17 protein-coding genes and 3 pseudogenes are annotated in these 22,510 nt (G+C 50.3%); 11 read left to right on the top strand and 9 right to left on the bottom strand.

What is annotated here, in order from left to right:
* Window positions 1-90: 90 nt before the first annotated feature.
* Window positions 91-345, top strand: coding sequence for a hypothetical protein (locus EHN07_RS09680; RefSeq protein ID WP_047610363.1), 255 nt, complete (start codon window positions 91-93; stop codon window positions 343-345).
* Between the two features lie 40 nt (window positions 346-385).
* Window positions 386-4,237, top strand: a complete 3,852-nt coding sequence (locus EHN07_RS09675; RefSeq protein ID WP_124023950.1) for a hypothetical protein — start codon at window positions 386-388, stop codon at window positions 4,235-4,237.
* Between the two features lie 231 nt (window positions 4,238-4,468).
* Here the strand turns inward: EHN07_RS09675 and EHN07_RS09670 are convergent, their stop codons facing one another.
* Window positions 4,469-6,808, bottom strand: coding sequence for a KAP family P-loop NTPase fold protein (locus EHN07_RS09670; RefSeq protein ID WP_124023949.1), 2,340 nt, complete (start codon window positions 6,806-6,808; stop codon window positions 4,469-4,471).
* A gap of 308 nt (window positions 6,809-7,116) precedes the next feature.
* Here EHN07_RS09670 and EHN07_RS20650 point away from each other — a divergent pair.
* The 3 genes and pseudogenes from EHN07_RS20650 to EHN07_RS09655 all read left to right on the top strand — a co-directional run.
* A pseudogene (locus EHN07_RS20650) lies at window positions 7,117-7,271 on the top strand (DNA-binding protein); the annotation flags it as partial.
* 351 nt (window positions 7,272-7,622) lie between these two features.
* Window positions 7,623-7,841 (top strand): AlpA family phage regulatory protein, encoded by a 219-nt coding sequence (locus tag EHN07_RS09660; protein WP_124023948.1) that lies wholly within the window; start codon window positions 7,623-7,625, stop codon window positions 7,839-7,841.
* A 36-nt stretch (window positions 7,842-7,877) separates the two neighbouring features.
* The gene (locus EHN07_RS09655; RefSeq protein WP_124023947.1) at window positions 7,878-9,986 is read left to right on the top strand and encodes a DUF927 domain-containing protein; all 2,109 of its coding nucleotides are present in this window, start codon (window positions 7,878-7,880) and stop codon (window positions 9,984-9,986) included.
* Here EHN07_RS09655 and vapC read toward each other — a convergent pair.
* From vapC to EHN07_RS09630, 5 genes and pseudogenes are all read right to left on the bottom strand, one after another.
* Window positions 9,940-10,344, bottom strand: coding sequence for a type II toxin-antitoxin system tRNA(fMet)-specific endonuclease VapC (gene vapC / locus EHN07_RS09650; protein ID WP_047610353.1), 405 nt, complete (start codon window positions 10,342-10,344; stop codon window positions 9,940-9,942). The two genes, EHN07_RS09655 and vapC, sit on opposite strands and share 47 nt — an antisense overlap.
* Window positions 10,344-10,574, bottom strand: a complete 231-nt coding sequence (vapB, locus tag EHN07_RS09645) for a type II toxin-antitoxin system VapB family antitoxin (protein WP_047610351.1) — start codon at window positions 10,572-10,574, stop codon at window positions 10,344-10,346. Before vapB ends, vapC begins: the two co-directional genes overlap by 1 nt.
* Before the next feature lie 398 nt (window positions 10,575-10,972).
* Window positions 10,973-11,113 (bottom strand): annotated as a pseudogene (locus EHN07_RS09640) (type II toxin -antitoxin system TacA 1-like antitoxin); the annotation flags it as partial.
* Between the two features lie 5 nt (window positions 11,114-11,118).
* Window positions 11,119-11,340 (bottom strand): helix-turn-helix domain-containing protein, encoded by a 222-nt coding sequence (locus EHN07_RS09635; protein WP_047610349.1) that lies wholly within the window; start codon window positions 11,338-11,340, stop codon window positions 11,119-11,121.
* A gap of 39 nt (window positions 11,341-11,379) precedes the next feature.
* The gene (locus EHN07_RS09630; RefSeq protein WP_047610347.1) at window positions 11,380-11,643 is read right to left on the bottom strand and encodes a helix-turn-helix domain-containing protein; all 264 of its coding nucleotides are present in this window, start codon (window positions 11,641-11,643) and stop codon (window positions 11,380-11,382) included.
* Window positions 11,644-11,751: 108 nt separating this feature from the next.
* Between EHN07_RS09630 and EHN07_RS09625 the strand changes: the two genes are divergently transcribed.
* From EHN07_RS09625 to EHN07_RS09600, 6 genes and pseudogenes are all read left to right on the top strand, one after another.
* The gene (locus EHN07_RS09625; RefSeq protein WP_124023946.1) at window positions 11,752-12,054 is read left to right on the top strand and encodes a helix-turn-helix domain-containing protein; all 303 of its coding nucleotides are present in this window, start codon (window positions 11,752-11,754) and stop codon (window positions 12,052-12,054) included.
* A gap of 323 nt (window positions 12,055-12,377) precedes the next feature.
* Window positions 12,378-13,727, top strand: a complete 1,350-nt coding sequence (locus EHN07_RS09620) for an MFS transporter (RefSeq protein ID WP_124023945.1) — start codon at window positions 12,378-12,380, stop codon at window positions 13,725-13,727.
* A 10-nt stretch (window positions 13,728-13,737) separates the two neighbouring features.
* Window positions 13,738-14,694 carry an aminoimidazole riboside kinase gene (locus EHN07_RS09615; RefSeq protein ID WP_124023944.1) on the top strand — a complete coding sequence of 319 codons (957 nt, stop codon included), beginning with the start codon at window positions 13,738-13,740 and terminating at the stop codon, window positions 14,692-14,694.
* A gap of 10 nt (window positions 14,695-14,704) precedes the next feature.
* Window positions 14,705-15,745: an ADP-ribosylglycohydrolase family protein gene (locus EHN07_RS09610; protein WP_124023943.1), complete on the top strand. Its 1,041-nt coding sequence runs from the start codon at window positions 14,705-14,707 to the stop codon at window positions 15,743-15,745.
* A 95-nt stretch (window positions 15,746-15,840) separates the two neighbouring features.
* A pseudogene (locus EHN07_RS09605) lies at window positions 15,841-16,084 on the top strand (Crp/Fnr family transcriptional regulator); the annotation flags it as partial.
* Window positions 16,085-16,773: 689 nt separating this feature from the next.
* Entirely contained in the window at window positions 16,774-17,646 is an 873-nt protein-coding gene (locus tag EHN07_RS09600) for an integrase domain-containing protein (protein ID WP_047610341.1), read from the top strand.
* A gap of 69 nt (window positions 17,647-17,715) precedes the next feature.
* On the opposite strand, the gene EHN07_RS09595 is transcribed toward EHN07_RS09600, so the two are convergent.
* From EHN07_RS09595 to guaA, 3 genes are all read right to left on the bottom strand, one after another.
* Window positions 17,716-19,374: a hypothetical protein gene (locus tag EHN07_RS09595; protein WP_124023942.1), complete on the bottom strand. Its 1,659-nt coding sequence runs from the start codon at window positions 19,372-19,374 to the stop codon at window positions 17,716-17,718.
* Window positions 19,375-19,427: 53 nt separating this feature from the next.
* The gene (locus EHN07_RS09590) at window positions 19,428-20,681 is read right to left on the bottom strand and encodes a tyrosine-type recombinase/integrase (protein ID WP_047610338.1); all 1,254 of its coding nucleotides are present in this window, start codon (window positions 20,679-20,681) and stop codon (window positions 19,428-19,430) included.
* Window positions 20,682-20,896: 215 nt separating this feature from the next.
* Window positions 20,897-22,474 carry a glutamine-hydrolyzing GMP synthase gene (gene guaA, locus EHN07_RS09585; RefSeq protein WP_124023941.1) on the bottom strand — a complete coding sequence of 526 codons (1,578 nt, stop codon included), beginning with the start codon at window positions 22,472-22,474 and terminating at the stop codon, window positions 20,897-20,899.
* Between the last annotated feature and the right edge of the window lie 36 nt (window positions 22,475-22,510).

Here is a 22,510-nt window from a genome sequence, read left to right as displayed (position 1 = left end):
ATTACCGGGAGGCGGTTGATAGTGGATAGGTTTTACTCGACTTATAAGCGAAAGCGAACCTAATACAAAAGCAATTCTTCCGGAGTACAGATGGAAGTTACTCGGCTTGCGGTGAATTCAAAGCTGGGTCTCTCTTCCTCAAGACAAAGTCAGATACGCTCGGCGGTACATCATTTGGAGCAAGCTTTTCTCAGGGGCGAAATTATCGAGTTCGATAAGGGCCCTTATGCACAAACGTTGGGGCAGGTTCATTTATTCGCCTGGTTCCATCCCAGCAAAGCGAAAAAACTCAAACAACGCTTACTTGCTCCTAAGAGCGATGAACGGACTAATAAGTGCTCATAGTGTTTGAACCATGACAGAAATTTTTTACTAAGGTGAAGGCGTGGCAATCTTTGACATTGAAAAGGACGAATTACTTCGGCTCTCTGATTCTCAGCTAGAAGAGCTAATTGCTCGGCTTGCAGAAGCTGAAGTAGCAATGCACGGCCATAGCCCAGCATGTGTAAATTGGTCAGGTTCAATTACAGCCCCTGACGGAGGAATTGATATCCATGTTCAGATTCCAGTTGATCAACTGAAGGCTGGCTTTCTTGTAAGGCCTGATACAGTGTTTCAGGCAAAGAAACATAAGATGCCAAAGGCTTCAATTGAGAAGGAGATGGCTACTGGCAAAGCTCTTTCATCCATCATATCTGAACAAGCCAGAAAGCAAGGCAGTTACATCATTGTCAGCCTGGGTGATGATTGCTCGCCATCAGGAAAGGCGGATCGTCTCAAAGCGATGAGGGATGCAGTAAAAGATGATCCTAACAAAAGTTATCTTCATCTTGATTTCTATGACCGTTCCAAACTCATTCAATGGCTGCGCCAATATCCATCAGTCATGCTGTGGGTAAAAGGGAAGCTTGGGCAAGGGTATTCCGGTTGGCAACCCTACGGAGCTTGGAGCAATCCACCCCAAGGTGTTACAGACACTTTAATCTCAGCCCCAGGTGTAACCATTACTTTACCGTCGGGAAAGGGGCAAAAACTTAAAATTGATGAAGCAATTAGCCCAATGCGTGCCCTTATTCGTTCGACGAATAAGGCAGTTCGTATTACAGGATTGTCTGGTGTCGGGAAGACTCGGATCGTTCAGGCGCTCTTTGATGAAACTGTTGGAACAGATGCGCTTGACCGGACAGTAGCTATTTATGTTGATACTGGCTCTGAGCCAGTACCGTCGGCTACAGCAATGCTTGATAAGCTGATCGCTGAGGACCGACGAGCAATTATGATCCTTGATAATTGTCCATCAGAACTCCATGCTTCGCTTGCCAGCAAGGTATCAGCCGCAGGAAAAGAAGTAAGCCTCATCACAATCGAGTACGACATAAGGGATGACAAACCACAGACAACTGAGGTCATCCATATTGAGACAGATGGTCCAGAGGTGGCAGAGCAACTTCTTATCCGTCGCTTCCCTTCTATTGGCCAGAATAATGCCCGTCGTATTGCTGAGTTCGCAGATGGGAATGCAAGAGTTGCTTTGGCTATAGCTGAGAGAGTGGAGGAAGGCGAGAGTTTGGCTCTACTTTCTGATGCGCAGATGTTTAATCGCTTGTTTGAACAGCGTAATCATCCTGACGGTAATTTACGGGAGCAAGCTGAAATATTGTCACTGGTGTATTCATTCTCGGTATCTAGTCCAGATGCTGCTACCGATGAACTGGAAATATTAGGGGCGCTCTTTGGGTATTCCAGAACCCAGTTATTTAAAGCCGTTACGAAGCTGATGGAACGTCATATCGTTCAGAAAAGATCTCACTGGAGAGCTATCTTACCTCATGCCATTGCTAATAGATTGGCAGCATCCGCACTCGACAGTATTCCCGTTGATCAACTTAGGGCGACTTTTGAAGCTCCGGATTGTGAGCGTTTATTAATGTCTTTTTCGCATCGCCTAGGGTTGTTGCATGACCATCCTGTTGCCAAAGAAATTGTAGAAGCCTGGCTTCAGCCTAAAGGGATGTTAGGAAGAATAGCCGAGTTAAATGATATTTCGTTACGAATACTTGAGTATATCGGGCCAGTTGCACCTGAAGCATTACTCAACCGAATTGAGGCCGTACTCTCCTCACCTGATTTTAAAGGTATGGAGCTAGGCTACAATCCGCAGCGACGAAGCGTCCTCCGTCTTTTACAATTATTGGCATACGAACCGAACGCCTTTGATCGATGCGCCAGGCTCCTTATTCGAATGGCAGACAACGAAACCGATAATAATGACCAGGATTCTGCTCGAAACATGATCCCAAAGTTTTTCCAGGCGTACCTGTCTGGTACTCACGCATCCCTGAGCCAGCGTATTGCTTTAATGAACGAATGCATTGCATCAGACATGGTGGCACGCAGATCTCTAGGTTTCAAAATGCTGTCAACTGCCCTGGATGGCCCACCGTGGTCAGGGTTTGGGGGGAATGAGTTTGGAGCCCGACCAAGGGACTATGGATACGAACCCGACTATGATCAGCTTGTAGAATGGCGTAGCGCCTTTATTGACGTTGTGGTCCTATTAGGGACCTCCGGAGATCCTGAGCTTGAAGGGCCCGCACGATCAATCCTAGCTAACGAATTCAGGGGAATTTGGTTTCAAGAAGCGATGCGAGACAAACTCGTCGATGCTGCCCGTACATTAAATGCTTTAAGTCCTTGGGGGGAAGGTTGGAAAGCCGTTCGCTCAACGATCTACTTTGACTATACCAAGCGTAGCGATGGAGATGATGTTGAGCAGTTGCCGGATAAACTTGCTGCCTTAGAGAAGGAGTTGGAGCCCATTGCGTTAATTCCAACAATAAAGACATACGTGTTGAGTACAAATCATGATTATTGGGCACTGGATGCGGATTTTGATCATGAGGACTCCGATAAATATACCGCAGCTGGAAAACGACTTGAAGCTAAAGCATTTCAATTGGGACAGGGCTTTTCCTTATCAAATCATGTACTTGATGAGTTAGGAGCAGAGCTGTTCTCCATCGGTGGAATGCCCTATCGCGCTGCCTTTGGTCGAGGACTTGCTCGAGGTGCACATGATCTTCGTGTTGGCTGGCAGCGACTTGTTGAACAAATAGAAAAGCAGCCAGATGTTAATAAAGACTTTGGAGTCATAGGTGGTTTCATTGAAGAAGTTGACTCTGTCGATCCAGCATCAGCACGGGAGTTTCTCGACCAATGTGTACAGCATCCTGAACTTAGACAGGTATTGGTTGGCTTGCATCCTTGGGGGGAATTTACGGTAAATGATTTGGATCGTTGCATGAGGCATTTGGATGATCCAGACATTCGCCCTTTCATGTATGAGCCGATTCTATGGCGAGAACAATATGCCAATTTGCCTAGAGTTCGTGTTCTCGATCTTGCTGAGCGGCTTCTAAGTAAAGTAAACGGTGATGATGTCATTTTGGATGCACTATCCATGAGACTGCATGGTAAAGATAAATCTACAGATACACTTGGTGCAGACTTTCGATTGGTCGGTCTCACTGCAGCAATCCAGAGGATTCAAAACAGCGACAGAGACCAAGGGGGGGCAATTGATTATCGCATGGAACAAGTTATCGATGCTGCGTTGCGTTTCGAAGGCAATGAGTCAAAAAAAATAGAGTGGTTGGACACAATCTTCAGTGTCGTTGATAAGCACTATGGATATATTTATGGTTTTGATAAAACTATAGAAACGACCGTTTCGTTGATGCCAGAAGCATTTCTTAATCGCATTTTTGAAGGTACCGAGGAACAGCAACAAAGAAGGCTGTTCTTTATTCGTCGTGGTGGGTTACGCAGTTATCCCCTTGCACAGATAAATACAAACGTTTTAATTGCGTGGTGCCGCGCCAGAAATGATTCCAGCGTTTGGCCTGCTATTGCTGGAGGCGTAATTCTTTGGTCAAAGAAGGGTGAAGAGGGGGGACTGACCCTACACGAAGCGGCTATAGAACTTTTAGAGGCCTCACCTGAGCCACTTGCTGTACTGGAATCTTTTGCTGAGCGAATCACTCCATCATCCTGGACTGGAAGCCTGGCGAACATAATGCAAGCTAGATCAAGGGCCATCGGTACAATAAGTAAACACGAGCGTCCAGATATCGCGGAGACTGCCAAAATAGTTTGTGGAAAAATGAGTCAGTGGGTCGAACGCCAAAAAGAACGCGAACAACGGGAAGATAGTGAACGAGAACAGCGGTTTGAATAAAGGCTAGCAACATAAACCGCGGTCCCACACTATGCCTAAAGACACATTATCCATCGCCCGGCTGGTAATAAACACCGGGCTTTAAGAGACTGTAATTAATCTTGTCTTATGGCCGCCAGATTGTTGTTTGCCTCACGCATCATGACATTGGCCCATCAGAGGTGCTTAGGCTTAATTCTTAGTTTCGGTTAATACTTAAATTGATATTTCGATGTCAGCAGCAGCTGCCTTCTAGAAATCGAAAATGTCGTTTGTCCTCAATCCGAGCCACTTTCCGAGATATCTAAGCAGCGTTCGTAGGGCCTCTTCGTGCTCAGGGAACTGGGCGGGATTGATCGCATCACACCTGGCCTTCGCCACATCAATGCCGATAAAGTCGTCAATAGTCTCTTTGTTGAAACTGTTATGCGGCGTGGAGACCCGATCACCGTACGTGTGACTCGTGCCTCGGCTCATCAGGCGTGTGGCCATGGTCGCGAAGCCTTGGTCGGTTTGAATTGCTTTCATCATCCACTCTCGTGGTTCGTCCATTGAATCTGTATAGTCTCTCCAACGATAGAGCAGAGATATGAGATCCGGTTCGGCGATTAGCGCGTCGCCGTCTGCTGCGTAGTCCCTCATCAACCGCAGCCATTCGGCCTTCATTGCCGCAACGGTGTTAAGATCGAGCGCCGGATCGAAGGGTCCACCTTCACCTTCATTCCTAGCGGCGGGATCGTTGAGATGGATCAGGATCGAGGCAACGGATAACGCTTCAGTTTTACGGAGTGCTTCAATAGCCAAACTACCTCGAACATCCTCAGGAATCCGCTTCAGGTACCAACTTGTCGTTCGCCACGCTGCCATATATGACGAGTCGAAAGTGCCGCTGTTCGTGCCTGCGAGTTTTTCAGCGAGTCTGAACATCTCTGGGAGCAGAACAGCTGCGTTCTCGGACGGTAATCGGTCGACGGATTCGTCGAGCCTCGCAACGAGCGAATTCAGCAGCCCGTCAGCTTCGACGGCTGCGATTGCTGCAAGGAGCTCGTCCTGTGTCGCTGTCGCATCAAGCAAATCAACGAAACGGCGCTCAGATATTTCTCCGACCGCCGTCTGGAGTTCAAAGTAACGTGGAAAGTAGCGCGATGTGCATACTCGTTTCTCCGTCAACCACTGGCGATGGAAGCCGTCTGCATAGTTCGTCCCCCCATATGCCCATTCGAGAGTAGGGAATAAGTCTTTGAGCGCGTCACGAACGATATCTCGTCGTTCCTCCGACACAATCTCAAGAAGCTCATTAGCCGCTGCCTGGTCTACCTCTCGTCGGCTATCACGGGAGAAGCGCCCTTCCTGGAGAACCAATCCTCGCTCCCGGAACAGTGCGTCGTGGAGATCTGGTTCGAAAACCCGGAGTGTCTCCAGAAGCAGGAAATCTACAATGTTCACCTCGAATACGTTGCCGACCACATGCAGTGGCATGTGTACAGCAATGGACGAGATGAGACGACGTGCATCGCGCATATTGCGAAGCAGGGGCTGGATGCAGCCAATGCAAGCGTTACCCCAGCGTCTCTGAGAGAACCCGTTGGCCTCAGTCGCGTATGGGCCCGCTATTTCAGAGAGTTCCTCCTCGAACATACGATGCACGATCGATGTCGGGACGGCCGGTAGATCAAAGCTAGCCTGCACGACCTTCTCAAGGAAGGCTCGACCGTCGCCGTCGGCGACCGGATCGAGTGCCCGTTCTACGATACTGGGCTGGAATAGGAGCACAAAAACAATGTTCGGTAGATTAGCATTCGCCTTTACCTGCCGAAGCAGCATCCTGATCTGCTCTGGCTCGAGTCGGTCAATGTCGTCGACGAAGACAACCAGCGGCCGATCGAGTTCGCGAAGACGAGCTTCAAGCGATCTGCGAACCTTATCGAGAGGCTCGCCGCTATGGTCACGCCCAAAATAAGATAGCACGCGTCCGACAAGATATACTCCGACTGAGAGAACTGCGAAAACAGCCGCAACCTTTGCGATATTAGGAAGGTCAAAACCAATGGCCGACGCGATTGCTATAACGGAGGCATTTGTTAGCGCCATCGAGACTAGATGGCCCGAACTCCCGGCCACTTTAAGAGGCTTACTGGCCCCTGTGAGGATCGCGCCGTAGCGTCGCAGTGCTTCGGCACGGTCGAGTTCTGCCTTCGAATGCTTGCCTCCCAAGCGATCTGCTATCTGGCCAAATAGCGCTCGGGCGATTGCGTCGCCATCCCCCCATTGCCAAGGGTTAAAGTCGAGCCAGTCCGCTCCGCTGCTCTTCGCATCGAGCAGTTCGGTGATGAGGTTTTTCAGTGATGATTTACCGAAACCCCATCCTCCACGAATAGCGAAAACTCGGCCTTCGCGCAGACTAAGCTCTGAGAGTACGTCGGCTATACGAGCGGCAAACTCGGTTCTTCTAAGGCGATCTTCGGATGCTGTCCGAATCGGTGCCTCCGCCCCGATCCCTCCGTCCGGCCGTCCCTTCCTTGCCACGTCAGCGTTACGTTTCGCGTAACGACGAGCACGCCATGCCTGCAGACGGAGCATCAGTTTACTCATCGCACACCACTTCCCAAGAATATATGTACCAAGCGTCCTATTGCTAGAAGCTTCACTGATTATGCAGACCGGGCAAATTAAAGCGAGTGCGAACCTTGTCTGCGCCAGTTCAGCTTGCTGCTTAAGCTAACTGAAGAGAAAGCTCTGCTGCAATTGCAAGTCAGTATAACGGTTTTGTCTACTCAACGTGAAGCGGCGCTCGGGCAACTTCATCAATTGAGCAAGAATAATAAGGAGAAGCTGACAGGTTTGAGCTGGCACCAGACCCGTCAACTCGATGGGCCAGTCTACAAGACTACCTACATTAGGCATTTCTTGATTTAGATGAAGATGGTGGTCAGGAGGCTTTTTTACTTGCTTTACGTTATGTTGTTAAATGGCAACGGTTGCCCAAAAAGCTAGAGTAACGAGTGAATTGCTGTATCGCAGGGCCACCGTGAGCTACTCCCCATTGCTCAAGACACCTCGATGTAAGTATGCATTCCGAACTTCCGTTCCTCGCTCATTGCAAACGCTCAGATATACTAATAACTCACAATCGACTCAAAAATCAGTTTACTGCAGCAAAACCAGAGATGTCCCAAGATGTTCGTCACCATCCATTATCATATTAAAAATCTAACCAAGAGCATCTCAACAAATAAATTACATTTAATTTCAATTAATTAAATGTGAAATATAAATTCAGCATCAACTTTATTTTTATCGGACTCACTATTTTCTACCCGGACTTAACTTCTTTATCGGGACTTATATTCACCTCTCTTCTCCTGCGTTATAACGAGCAGGTCCTCGTTATCCGACAGGTGAGAACATGAAAACCTATTTTGACGACAACAACCCATTCCCGGAAAACGGCAACGTGCGTATGCACCAGGTCGCCCGCTTTCTGGCGATGAGTGAATCTTCCGTCTATCGCAAGATGAAAGAGCCCAACTTCCCGCAACCCACCCGGCGTTCCTCACGTCTGGTCGTTTTTGACGCTGCGGAGATCCGTCAGTGGCGCGCCAGCCAGAATCAACATTCCCATTAATCCCAAAGCGCTCATGGACGAGCTCCGTCTATCAAGATGAAACGCGCGCCCTATCTCAAACAACAATCCCTTGATCGCCATCTTGAGGTGGTGATTATTGCCGGAAATATGGCCTGGGAAACGGCCCGAACCTGGCGGGAACATCCGGATCGTGAAGATAATATTCCTCCGGTGGTACTCGGCCCGGATGAACTTCCCCATCTTGATTCAATGCACATTATCGAAGAAGGCACATACTATGCTTGCGTAGTACGCGCCGGGGAAATCAGTGAAAAGGCCCTTTTGCAGATCGCCCAAAAACTGGCACAGGCTGGCGTAGTGATGGCTCGACTGCTCAGCCCCGAGGGAGATTTGTTGGAAAACTGGAGCCGCCAGCTCGAACAACTGTACAACGAAAAACCTGCCAACAACGCCCTGCCGGAAGGCTTCCGCCTCACAGACGACGCGCTGTGGTATGACAAAGTGGTCGAACGTCGGGACGGAGAAACAGAAACCCAGCCGCAACGCATCTGCTCTCCGCTTCAGGTCACTGCCATCTGCTGTGACAACCATGACAGTAACTTTGGTCGCCTGCTGGAATGGCACACCACAACCGGGCAGATACGACGCTGGGCCATGCCGATGGAAATGCTCAGTGGCAGCGGTGAGGAACTCCGTCGGGTACTGCTGGCAAACGGACTGACCTATATTGCCACCCGCCCCGGCCAGCGCGCTCTGCTGTGTGACTATATTTCCCGTTCCGTACCGGAACGCCGCGTTATCTGTGTAGAGCGTATCGGCTGGCATAACGGCGTCTACGTTTTACCGGATACAGTTATTGGCCTCGGTAGTGATGGCGTGATGCTGCAAAGCAGTCAATACCGCCCGACGGATTTTGCCCGCTCCGGTACCTTGCAGGAGTGGCAGGCCCAGATTGCAGCTCTATGTACTGGCAATTCACGGCTAATCTTTGCTATATGCTGTGCGCTGGCGGCTCCGCTGTTACGGCTGGTTGGCATGGATGGCGGCGGTTTTCATCTCCGGGGAGAGTCCACCGACGGTAAAACAACGGTGATGAAAGTTGCAGCATCCGTCTGTGGCGGGCCGGATTACTGGCACTCCTGGCGCGCGACAGGCAATGCGCTGGAAGGCACAGCCAGTCGCCACAATGACGCTTTGCTGCCACTTGATGAACTGCGTGAAGTTGATCCCCACGAAGCCGGGATGATCGCCTATATGTTGGCGAACGGCCAGGGCAAGGGTCGCGCCCGTACTGACGGCGAGGTTCGTCAGCGAAAGCAATGGCGACTGTTATTTCTCTCCACCGGAGAATTATCTCTTACTGAACATGCCGACCGTGCTGGAGAGCGTACTTATGCCGGTATGGATGTGCGTATGGTTCAGATCCCCAGCAATACCGGCAACTATGGCGCTTTCGAGGAACTCCACGATTTTACCAGCGGGCAACAATTTGCCGATGAGTTGTGTGAACGAGTAAACCATTACCATGGTACCGCTCTGCACGCCTGGCTGGCTTCCCTGACGGATGACGTGGAAGAAACTACCGCTTTTGCCAGAGAACTTCTCCGGCGTTACCGGGCAGCATTGACGCCAGAAGAGGCCGGAAATCAGGTGCAGCGCATCGCCGCCCGTTTTGCTCTGCTTGCTGTCGCCGGAGAAATGGCGACAGAGTACGGTATTACTGGCTGGCGGGAAGGTACTGCTTACGCTGCAGTACAAAACTGCCTTTGCGCCTGGCTACAGGAACGAGGCCACACCGCTAATCAGGAAGATGCCGGTGTAATGGCGCAGATCAAACGCTTTATCACTGCACACCAGTACAGCCGCTTTGCCTCATGGGATACCCCGGATCGCCCGCAAAATATGGTCGGTTTTCGTAAAGTAGAAAAAGATCCGCTGACGGGCGAAGAGCATACTCTGTTTTTGATCCTGCCGGAGGGCTGGAAGGAAATCTGTCGGGGATTTAATCCAGGCAAAGCCGCAAAACTGTGTGCAGAAGCCGGATGGCTACAGCGCGGTAACGACGGAAAACTGCAGATTCAGCTTCGGTTACCTGATATTGGCCGGGCGCGGGTTTATCGGCTCACGTCTGCCATTTTTAACGTGTCGTCCAGTCCTCCAGACGCAGCCCAGGAACACGAATAAATTCCCGGCTGTTATTCGTCACCATTATCAAACCAAGAGAACGTGCATGGGCAGCAATCATGCTGTCATAAGGTCCGACGGGGGTACCCTGCTTCGCCAGTTCTGCCCGAACCTGACCGGTATGAACCGCCGCGTCCACACCATAACTGAGCACGTCCAGCCGGGCGGTAAACCCTTCGACGACGCGCAGATTTTTCTCCGGGCTGGCTGATTTCTCTGCACCAAAAATTAATTCCATCAGCGTCACGGAACTGATGCACATCCGCCCGTAGTGTTGATTAAATGCCTCACGCACAGCCTGAGGTTTATTCTTAATGGTATAAATACAAATGTTTGTATCCAGCATGTATTTCAGCATCAGAAATCTTCCCGGCTCTGTTCCCCTGGTTGCTCCCGTGTAGACAGGAAGTCAGGTGTCACACTTTCACCGTCAAACCAGCTATCCCAGCCCTCTCCTGCCGGAGTAATAATTCGCGCCCGCCCGACAGCCACAATATCGACGTGTTTCACCTCTTCCGGCATGGCAACGGCTTTCGGCAAACGCACCGCCTGACTGCGGTTACTTTTAAAAATTGTCGTCTTTTCCATTACAGCCTCCTGCATGTAAATTTCGTACCATTGTCAGAATAGTATTATTACGGGATATGTCAATGGGATATACAAAATACCAGAAACACACCAATCTATCAAAACCGTGAGACAGCAGGAGACAGATGTGACAGCCAGTAATAACACGATTCCAGCCATCTTCCATTTTATAATGAATAGATAAAACAGGACGCAACGGGAGACAATAGCGGGGCCGACTCAGAAAAAAGTCTCCCGATTCTCTTTTTATAATTTGGATGTGTGACACTCACAGATCCGGCAATGGCACGGCTGTCACAAGTGTCACGCCTGTCTCCCGCGCTGAAGATCATAAAAGGCCGAAAGGGAATGGCGTATACGGGGAATGGGCTTATCCGAAAAGATCCCTGGAGAGGCTTTTATTCATCATGAAACAACTTTCGATAAACGGCCCGTTTCAACCTGCCGTTTGGTACACGCGGATTGCGTATAGCATCCATCACCAGGTTCCACGACTCTTCGTTGAGAACCACACGACCATGCTGATCAATCACTTCAGAATCAGTCAGTTAAACTCAAATAATTGGCTAATATCAATCCCCAACCCTGCAGCAAGGATGCTGATCACCTCGAGGGTTGGATTCCTGACACCTCGTTCAATACCACTAACATAGGTACGATCAAGGCCACACTTATCAGCAAATGCTTCCTGGGACAGGCCTGACTGAAGCCTGAGTTTTTTGAGATGCGCGCCAAACTGCGTCTGAATACTGGATGTATTTTTCATCCAGATAAAATGTACTTCCGTTGCCTATCAGACCACGGACTATGAGTCACATGTAGTTGATTCGCCGTCTTTTCCTGCACAACCATCAAACATAAACAAATGGCTGAGATCCATCTCCAGCCCGGCTGCAATAGCACATATTACAACAAGCGTAGGGTTCCTCACCCCGCGCTCAATTCCACTCATATATGTACGATCGATACCGCATTTATCGGCAAAAGCTTCTTGGGACAACCCCATTTCAAGGCGAAGTGCCCTAATTCTTTTACCCAGTACCTTTTTGATTGATCCCGTCTTTTCCATAAAACCAGCATCAATCTTTGTGGCTTATAGTTCCACGGACTATGAGTCACATAAAAAGCATGATAGCATACAAAATGTGACTCATAGTCAACATAAGAGGTAACCAGAATGACTAAAAGAGACTGGCATCCCGCCGACATCATTGCCGCACTGCGCAAGCGCGGCACCAGTCTGGCGAGAGTTTCAAGAGAATCGGGGCTGGCCTCCTCCACGCTGGCGAATGCCCTGACGCGCCCGTGGCCGAAAGGCGAATGGCTGATTGCTGACGCACTGAATATTCATCCCTCAGAGATCTGGCCCAGCCGCTACGCCAATCCGGCACACCCACGAAAACCAAAAATACAACGTTCTTCTCCTGCGCCAGGGTTCCCCCATCGTCTTCGACCAGGAATTAAAACGCTGCTTTATTGAGAATAAATTTAAATTTATCAATTGATTAACAAAGAGATCTTTTATTTATATACGTTAAGAGGAGTTGTTTATGCATACCAGCGATGTATCCCCACAACCCGCTGTAACACGCTGTCTGACTGGATGGCGACGACCTCTCCCGTCTTGCTTGCTGAGCACTTCCTCCGGGTATCCACGTGTGCCGGTCCGCATCTTACTGCTGATGACCGGTGGGCTGTTTGTCAGCAGCCCCGGCGACGCTCTTCCAATAGTGCATTAATTTCAAACAGTTACATCATTTCTATAACTCTGCTGCGTGCTCGCACGCAATAAAGGATAACGATATGAAATTGTCTGTCGTGGAAAAAATAGGTTTCGGGGCCGGGGATATGGCCATCAACGTGGTCATTATCTCCATGCAGTTGCTCCTGGCGTATTTCTACACCGATATTTACGGCCTGCGGGCCGCCGATGTGGGGGTGTTGCTGATGGTGGTCCGTATGATCGACGCCATTATCGACCCGGCCATGGGCATGCTCACCGATAAAATCACCACCCGACACGGGCGATATCGTCCCTGGCTGCTCTGGTTCGCCCTGCCTTTTGGCTTCGCGGTTTATCTGATGTTTATCACCCCGGATGTGGCTTACACGGCAAAGCTTGCCTGGGCGTATTTCACCTATATCCTGATGACCCTGGTCTATACGGCGATCACCATCCCTTATATTTCACTGATTGGCGTCATCACGGATGACCCCGCCGAACGGCTGAGCGCCAATGGCTACCGTTTTGTCATGACCAAAATCGCCGCCTTTTTAGTGACCATTGTGGTGCCGTTCCTGGCGGTGTGGCTGGGACAGGGCAATAAGGCGCTGGGGTATCAGCTCGCCATGGGCTTAATGGGCGTGATGGGGACCGGGCTGTTTATCTTCTGCTTTATGACCACCCGGGAGTACTGCGAGCCAGAGCTGCCTTCGCTGACGATAAGAAAACAGTTCGCCATTTTACGGCGTAACGACCAGTGGCTGATCCTGGGGGCGGTGATCCTGGGGGCGGTGATCATGCTGCTGATGTGCGGCTACGTCATCCGGGGCTCGGTTGCCACCTATTATGCCAAATACTATTTAGGCGGTGGCGACGGCCTGATCTCCCCCTTCCTGACCACCGGCGTGGTGGCGTCCATCCTCGCGATGGTCGCCGCGACATGGGTGACCCGCTTCCGGGACAAAATCGTCATGTTCCGCTACACCCAGCTGATAACCTGCGCGCAGAGCATTGCCATGTACTTCTTCGTCGGGCAGCAGGATGTCATGCTCGCGTTCATCTTCTTTTTCCTGATTAACTTTTTCTGCGATATGCAGCTGCCCGTCTTCTGGTCATCCATCGCAGAAGCGGTGGACTACGGCGAACAGAAAACCGGGCTGCGGGTTTCCGGGCTGGCGTTCGGCGGCATCCTGTTCTTCCAGAAGTTCGGAATGGGGATCGCCGGTGGCGTACTGGGCTTCCTGTTAAGTCACTTTGGTTATCAGGCTGATGTGCAGCAAAGCGCGAGCTCCCTGACCGGGATTGCGCTGATGATGACGATCATCCCCTCCCTGTTCCACCTGGCCATCGGCCTGCTGATGAAAAAATATCGGATCAACAACGCCTTTTACCGGGATATTCAGGCAGAACTGGCGCTGCGCCGGGCCTGAGGAGGAGCAAATGAATACCTTAAACAGAGTCTGGGTGATTGGCGATGCTTCCGTCGATCTGGTACCGGAGAGAACTGATTCCTGTCTGAAATGCCCTGGCGGCGCGTCTGCCAACGTCGCCGTCTGTGTAGCGCGGCTGGGCGGCAACTGCGCATTTATTGGCTGCCTCGGTGATGACGATGCCGGGCATTTTCTGCAGCAGACGCTCAGTGAAAATGGTGTGGATGTATCGGCGCTGCGAATCGATCCCCGACACACCACCGCGGTACTGATGGTCAGCCTGGCCCCGGACGGTGAACGCAGTTTCACCCATCTTGTCCATCCCGCAGCCCACACGTTTGTCAGCGTTGAGGATTTACCGGTCTTCAGCCCCGGCGAATGGTTTTACTTCAGCTCCATCGGGCTCACCGACAGCCCGGCGCGCGGGGCCTGCCTCGAAGGGGCCAGACGGATGCGCACGGCAGACGGCCATGTGATGTTCGACGTGAACCTGCGCGTCGGTATGTGGCGTGATCCCGGGGAGATTATGCCACTGCTGAGGGAAGCCATCGGCCTGGCATCGGTCTGCAAGGTGTCTGCCGACGAGCTGTGCTGGCTGGGTAAAGTGGCGCGCTGGCAGGAGGCGCGCCACCTTATTCGCGACCTCGGCTGTGAAACCACCCTGATTTCCCTCGGTGCAGACGGTGCCCTGCTGGTCACCCCCGACGGTGAGTATGCGTTTCCTGCACCCAACGTTCCCGTCGTGGACACCACCGGCGCAGGTGATGCGTTTGTGGGGGGACTGCTTTATACCCTGTCCCGGCAGACCCGCCGGGACAGCCATCTGCTGGCCGAGGCCACCCTCAATGCCTGTGCCTGCGGCGCGATGGCGGTGACGGCAAAAGGGGCCATGACCGCCCTGCCCGGTCCGGAGCAGCTTGCCGCTTTCCGGGCCAGCCATCCACAGAATGTTAATGTAAAAGCGTAAGGAGTCACAGATGAGTGTTGAATACAAAAAAATACTGGGCTGTCTTGTCGGTGCCGCTGCGGCTGATGCCATGGGCGCCGCAACGGAGGTCCGTACCCGCCAGCAGATCCGTGAGTATTTCGGCGGCTGGGTGACCGGATTCGAAAAACCGCCCGCCGATACCTTTGGCCGCTGCAACGAGGCCGGGATGTGTACGGACGACTTTATCCAGGCAAAATATATTATGGACGCGCTGTTAAAGCACGACCGCCGGGTCAGTGATGAAGCCATGCGCGAAGCCTTTCAGCGCTGGCTGGAATACCCGTTTTATGCCAACTTTACCGGCCCCACCACCCGTGCCGCGATGAGAGCCCTCTTTAACGACACGCGGGGTTCACTGCAGGGGGAGCTGGAAGGCGAGAAGCAGTCCGTCGCGATTATTAACAGAGGCAATGCCGAAGCCACCAACGGCGCGGCAATGAAAATATGGCCGGCTGCCGTGCTGCATCCCGGCAATACGGAAAAGGCCATCCGCTGTGCGCTGGATATCTGCCGTTTCACTCATAATAACGTCCTGGCGATGTCAGGGGCGGCCGCAATGGCTGCAGCCACCAGCGAGGCGTTACAGAGCGTGACCAGTGCAGACAGTATTATCGCCGCCGGGATTTACGGCGCAGACCGGGGCTATGCGCTGGCCATTGAGCAGGGCGCTATGATGGTGGCCGGGCCGTCCGTTGCCCGCCGGATTGAGCTTGCCGTCAGCCTCGGTAAACGTCACACCTGCTGGGAAACCGCCATTGTCGACATCGCGGATATCATCGGCTCCGGCCTGCATGTCAGCGAGGCGGTACCGGCAGCCTTTGGTCTGTTCGCCTGCAGCCCTGATTCAGCCGTGGATGCGGTTATCTCCGCCGTGAACATCGGCAATGATACCGACACCGTCGCCACCATGGTGGGCGCACTGACGGGTGCCTTCCACGGCGTGGCGGCTTTTCCTGCCGATTATTTAACCACCGTAGACCGTATGAATCATTTTAACCTGGCTGAACTTGCCAGACAGATTACAGGGTAGCGTAACGCCCTGCGGGGACGGCAGCAGCCGCCCCTGGCTCACCGGCTTTTATTGCAATATTCGATGTATCGCTAGTATTGACTGGCATTAAGGCCAGCTCATTGGTGGATGCAGGACACTGCATGATAGCGAGCCACCGCAGCCGGGAGCAGGTACTGGGCAGCCTGTGGTATATTTTCCCGGCTACGACTGGACCTGGCGCGAAGTGGCTGAGTTTGCTGGATGTGAAACTGAACCCCCCTGCGTGTCAGCAGGGAAGTGCGCCAGGCTGGTATTCTTGACGACTCACAGCGCCGTCTGCATGTAATTTCCCCGAAAAAATTACGCATCCTGTTATAAACCAGTCATTGCAGTTAATCCTCCAAATATCGTATGGATAGCATTTCAACACATGATAACTCATGTTATAAAAATCATTATAATCAACCAATTACATAAATAAACCGTTTGTTTTCAAAGCTAAAAATGCGTATTCTTTTCCTAACGAGACAGCCCATGACCTTACGGGGCTATAACTGTTCCACAGGTTCAGACAAGGTCACCCATAACCCCGCATCCGGCACTGAAAATCGGGGAGGTTGCATCAAAACCGGGCCGGTCGCTTCACATTACCCTCATTGCCTGCGCCAGTTCAGCGCACGATGAATGTTCCACTGCGCCAGTCAACAGGCTACCTGAAACAGCGGCGCGTCACTTTGGAGGCGAAGCAAAACAAAGTGACGCCGACGCACACCGCTGCGCCAGCCGCCGTTTTATCAGGCTTATCGTTATATTTACCCTCTGACGCCGCAATTTCTGCGTCAATCAAGATAAAAAGGAGGAATGAACAGTACCGGAGGCGGATCACGACGATCCGGGGGCATTCCTGCTGACGCAGGCGGCCTGCACACCATGCAGCACCGTACCCCGCTATACCTCAACTCTTGCCTTCCGGCGCACCGGTACCGTTTAGCATGGCGCAATCTTCTCTGCCAGTGCATTCCCCACGCGCCGGAAATATTGCTACCGCATCAGGCAGAGGAGTCAGCATGTCACGTCTGGCGCAGGATATGAAAAAACTGGCGCACCGCGCGGGCGGTAGCCATAAAACAGTCCACGACCGCGAACAGATGGCGCAGCGTTTTGCGCATCATCTGCTGGCGCAGAATATACAGATAACCCGAACCGACCATATTAAGGCCAGGCATATCGCAGGATATATCCATGAACGGCTGGCGCAGGGTATTTCGCTGCGAACGCTACAGAACGAGATGGCGATGGTACGCACAATTCTGACCGAAGCCGGACGAGCACAACTCAGCCAGTCTGAATTAATCAGCAACCAATCACTCGGTATCAGCGGAGCCAGCCGCGACGGAACGCACCGTGCTATTCCGGATGCGCTTTACCAGCAGGTACTGAAGCAGATACAGCAAGCCGATGCAGGTCTCGCGGCCAGCCTGAGACTGGCACGGGTCATGGGACTACGTGGTCAGGAAGCAGTACAGTGCTGCCAGTCGTTGAAAACCTGGGACAAACAGCTGGAGAAAGGGGCTGAACGTCTGCCTGTGATCTTCGGCACCAAAGGTGGACGGCCGCGCATGACGCAGGTGATTGACCGAAAAGCAGTCCGTCAGGCCGTGAAAGAAGCACTGGAGATTGCCAGGGAGCGTAACGGGCATCTTATTGATAAACCAGATCTGAAATCCGCAATGGACTACTGGCACAACCATCTCCGTGATGCAGGGTTGACGGGCGAATACTCGCCCCATTCCCTGCGCTATGCCTGGGCACAGGACGCGATCCAGTATTACGAAGAGCAGGGTCTGAGCCACAAAGAGGCGCTGGCGGTGACATCAACGGATCTGGGACATGGGGATGGGCGGGGAAGGTATATCGAGCAAGTTTATGGCAAAATATAATTAGCTCGATATCCATCTTAAAAAAAATAAAAATAACGACATAACTTCTCGTATCAACCATTTTAAATGCTAGTGTTTTCTCTTTGTGAGATACCAAATAATTGCAGATATTGCTAAAACTAAAACAGAAGAGATCCCAAAGGAAATAAAAGGTGCTATAACTTTATTTATTCCACTCCATTTATTAAGAATTAGTGGATTAACTGCAAACTCAGCAAAACTTGTAACACCAACCAAACCGAAGACAAATGTCAACCAATAATTGCTAGAGTTCCTTGCTGAATCTGATCTATATTTAAGTTCGTCCATACGAAATCTAGCCATCTCTTTTGCAGAAGCAATTAAACCCTCTGTCCCAAAAGATTTAATGAGATATGAAAGTGTATCCGAAACTTCCCCAGATATACTACTGTGATGAACATTATTTTCTGTTTCTGCTAATGTTGTATATGAGATGAATAAATGCTGTTCAGATGGAGGGTTATTAGCCCAAGAGCATGCCCTAGAAATACTCATATTATGATATTCAACCTGCTCAACTCTTGCCTGATTTTCAAGTATTCTTGACGAGGTATTTTTGTCGTCCCAAATATCATCTGACTCATTCTCTCCTCTTAACCAAGTCCATAAGTAAATGGATCTATTGGCATGTAGACAATAATCATTAAACTTCCGTAAATCTGGCGGCAAGGAATTTTTATTTTCGCTGACATCAGCTCTATTCAATAACTTAGCCAAAGCTTCAGAAAAATTTTTCAACAAAACATTCTTATCCTGAGGTTGCTTATCGAAACGCAAAAGAGAAACAGAAGGTCGCCCGTGCCAGAGGTAACTATATGACTTATTTTTATTAGTTTTATATTGTGGAACCAACATGCAACTAATAACGTTTGAATATATAGAACGACATATTTCAATCGTAGATTCCCATGATTCATTCTCCTCTGTTCCTGCAATCTGGTGCAAAACCCATTCTCTATGATTATCGAACGAAAATGTGCAACCTTCTTTTTCCAAAGACTCCGTTAATACTTTCATGCTATCATCTCGCATCTTTTGTTTTAATTTCCTTATTTTCCTCCCATCCAGACAATTTCCACCAATTGAAAAAACATCTTCAAAACTATTTTCTAAAACAGCTTCACCATCCAACATTTGAAGTTTCGCATCAATCCATATTTTATCAAAATATCTTTGATTCATATTTATAATTGATGATAAGAAACTGTCATCATCAATCCCATTCCATTTGCCATCAAATTGAAAATAAATAATAACGATTCCATCACGGTACATCTTTACCCCCGGGTGCATAAGGTACTGCTCATTATTTATCTCCAGAACAAAGGGAGGTAATGATGTTCTTATGTAAGCCTGATTATCATTCACGAGCCTATTTTCATGGAAAAACAATTCGGAATGAATCATTAAATCAGGAATTATTCCTTTTGGTATATCATCGTAAAAATTTATTTCCCATGAAGAATCCCAATTTCTTCCTTCTGGATTCAAATTACTATATTTTATTTGATGATTTTCATTAAGATATAAAAACTTAAAATCTGAAAAACAAACACATTTAGAAAACCCTGACTTTAGCAGTTTATTAGCAGTCTTCAATAAATCTACCGAAGGAATTTCAAAGCCTAACGAGTAATTGTAAAACACATTTGCTTGATTAATAAAAAGGCATTTTTTGCATTTATTGTTAAGCATATTAAAAAACATAATCAAACCCGCTAATTTTTATAAAAATTTTATATTAATCGTGCAATAAACCATTACATATCAAGGTTCATCCACTCCTCATACTTCCTCGGCGAAAACGGAGTGAGCGCCATTGTTGTTCCGGCAATCCAACCATCAACCATATTCGCCCACTGCTGCAACATGTAAGCACGCTGCTGCGCGTATTTCGCTTTGTTGTAAACTGCCCTCACCCCTCTTTGCTCATGCGCGAGGCATTTCTCTATCCAGTCTGATGGATACCCAGCCTCATGCAATAAAGTGCTGGCGGTTCGTCGCATGTCATGGACGGTAAAATGCTCCAGCGCCTTCCCCTGCGACTGTGCAACTTTTACCGTCGTGGTAATAACCCCGTTGAGGGCGGCATTAGACAGCGGTTTATTGATGCTATAGCGCCCGGCAAGTAAGTAAGGACTTCCTCCTGCGCACATTTGCAACCCTACCAATAGGTCGCTAGCCTGACGTGAAAGATAGATGACATGAGCCCTACCACCTTTCATACGATCAGCAGGTATCGTCCATTGATGGGTACTGAAATTCACTTCATCCCACGTAGCCTGAGTAAATTCACTTTTGCGCACCAGCGTCAGAAAAATCAGCTTCAGGGCCAGTTTTAGCGTAGGCATACCTGCAACGGTATCCAGCGTATTAAAGAAAATTCCAATCTCCAGCGGAGAGAGGCTCCTGACACGAGGGAGAAATGTGGCTATCGAACTTGCCTTGATATCCTGAGCAGGGTTCTTAAAATCATGCCCTCGATTTTTGGCATAAATGTACACGCTACTGATGATCTCACGCACCTGCACTGCCGTGGCATTTCCGCCACGATCCAAGATACGATCACACAGAGTCCGAACCATTGACGGCGTAATCTCCGCCATTCGCTTATTACCCAGAACTGGAATGATATCCCGATCAATAACTGCCTGCTTCATGGCTCGCGTACTGTCTGCCAGCGCAGCATGCTTCATGTAGTTGACGGTAAAAGTTGCGAAGGATTCAGCGTTTCTGACTCGATTTTTACCGTCACGTTTCTTTGCAGCAGGCGACACGCCTGACTTGAGCAGTTTTTTGGCGGTATTGAGTTGTTCACGCGCTTCGGCCAGCAAAATACCGTCAGCGCCATACTTACCAATTGTCAGCGTCTCACGTCGGCCATTAATCCGATAATCATAACGAAATGAAAGTGTTCCGGTGGGAGACACGGCCACGTAGAGCCCATCCCGATCGGGAATTTTGTAGGTTTTTTCCTGCGGTTTAAGTTTTCTAAGCTGGATATCGGTAAGCATATGCCCTCCTGAAATACCGTCAGAATCGAATAACTAACTGTACGTAATTCACCATAGAGAACTGTCTGCTTTTTCAACGATACCGTCAAATTTACCGTCAAAAAATGTGCGCTACATAGAAAATTCATGAATGCACAAAAAGAAAAACCCTCTGTAAAAACAGAGGGTTGATTGTAGTTTTACCTGTTCATGAAAATTCAGGAAGGGTTATCGGCTTATTCCCACTCAATAGTCGCTGGCGGTTTACCAGAAATATCGTAAACCACACGGGAAATACCGTTCACTTCGTTGATAATACGGTTGGAAACGCGGCCAAGGAAGTCGTATGGCAGATGTGCCCAATGCGCGGTCATAAAGTCGATGGTTTCAACCGCACGCAGTGAAACAACCCAATCGTATTTACGCCCATCGCCCATTACACCAACCGAACGCACCGGCAGGAACACGGTGAACGCCTGGCTAACTTTGTTGTAGAGATCGGCTTTGTGCAGCTCTTCAATAAAGATGGCGTCGGCGCGACGCAGCAGGTCGCAATACTCTTTCTTCACTTCGCCCAGCACGCGTACCCCAAGGCCCGGGCCCGGGAACGGATGGCGGTAAAGCATGTCGTACGGCAAGCCCAGCTCCAGACCAATTTTGCGCACTTCGTCTTTGAACAGCTCACGCAGTGGCTCAACCAGCCCCATCTTCATCTCTTTCGGCAGGCCGCCCACGTTGTGGTGAGATTTGATAACGTGCGCTTTACCGGTTGCAGATGCAGCAGATTCGATAACGTCAGGGTAAATAGTCCCCTGCGCCAGCCATTTCACTTCTTCCAGTTTCAGCGCTTCTTCATCGAACACTTCGACGAACACACGGCCGATGATTTTACGCTTCGCTTCTGGATCGTTCTCGCCCGCCAGCGCGGACAGGAAGCGCTCTTCGCCTTCAACGTGGATGATGTTCAGGCCGAAGTGGTCGCCAAACATGTCCATCACCTGCTGGGCTTCGTTCAAACGCAGCAGGCCGTTATCCACGAATACGCAAGTCAGACGGTCGCCAATGGCGCGGTGCAGCAGCATGGCGGTAACGGAAGAGTCCACGCCGCCGGACAAGCCCAGAATCACTTTATCGTCGCCAATTTGTTCACGCAGGCGAACAATTGCATCTTCGATAATTTTTGCCGGCGTCCACAGCGCTTCGCAGCCGCAGATCTCCAGAACAAAACGCTCCAGCAGACGCAGGCCCTGGCGGGTGTGGGTCACTTCCGGGTGGAACTGCACGCCATAAAAACGTTTTTCTTCGTGCGCCATAATCGCGAACGGGCAGGTTTCGGTACTGGCAACGGTCACGAAATCTGCAGGGATGGCGGTGACTTTATCGCCGTGGCTCATCCAGACATCCAGCAGCGGTTTGCCATCCGCACTTAAAGAATCTTCAATGCCGCGCACCAGCGCGCTGTCAGTTTTCACTTCCACCTGTGCGTAGCCGAACTCACGTTCGTTAGAGCCTTCCACATGGCCGCCAAGCTGCATCGCCATGGTCTGCATGCCATAGCACACGCCGAATACCGGCACGCCTGCTTCAAACACGTACTCAGGAGCACGCGGGCTGTTCAGCTCGGTGGTGCTTTCCGGGCCACCAGACAGGATGATACCGCTTGGGTTGAAATCACGAATCTGTGCTTCCGTGACATCCCATGCCCACAGCTCGCAGTAAACGCCCAGCTCACGCACGCGGCGCGCCACCAGTTGGGTGTACTGAGAACCGAAATCAAGGATAAGTATGCGATGTTTATGGATATTTTCCGTCATTAACGCTAATTCCGAGGCAAGTGAAACAGATGAAGT

Origin of the sequence: Buttiauxella warmboldiae (genome assembly GCF_003818135.1) — a bacterium.
GTDB lineage: Bacteria > Pseudomonadota > Gammaproteobacteria > Enterobacterales > Enterobacteriaceae > Buttiauxella > Buttiauxella warmboldiae.
The sequence above is the reverse complement of the archived record's forward strand: the minus strand, read 5'-3'. Positions and strand labels throughout refer to the sequence as shown.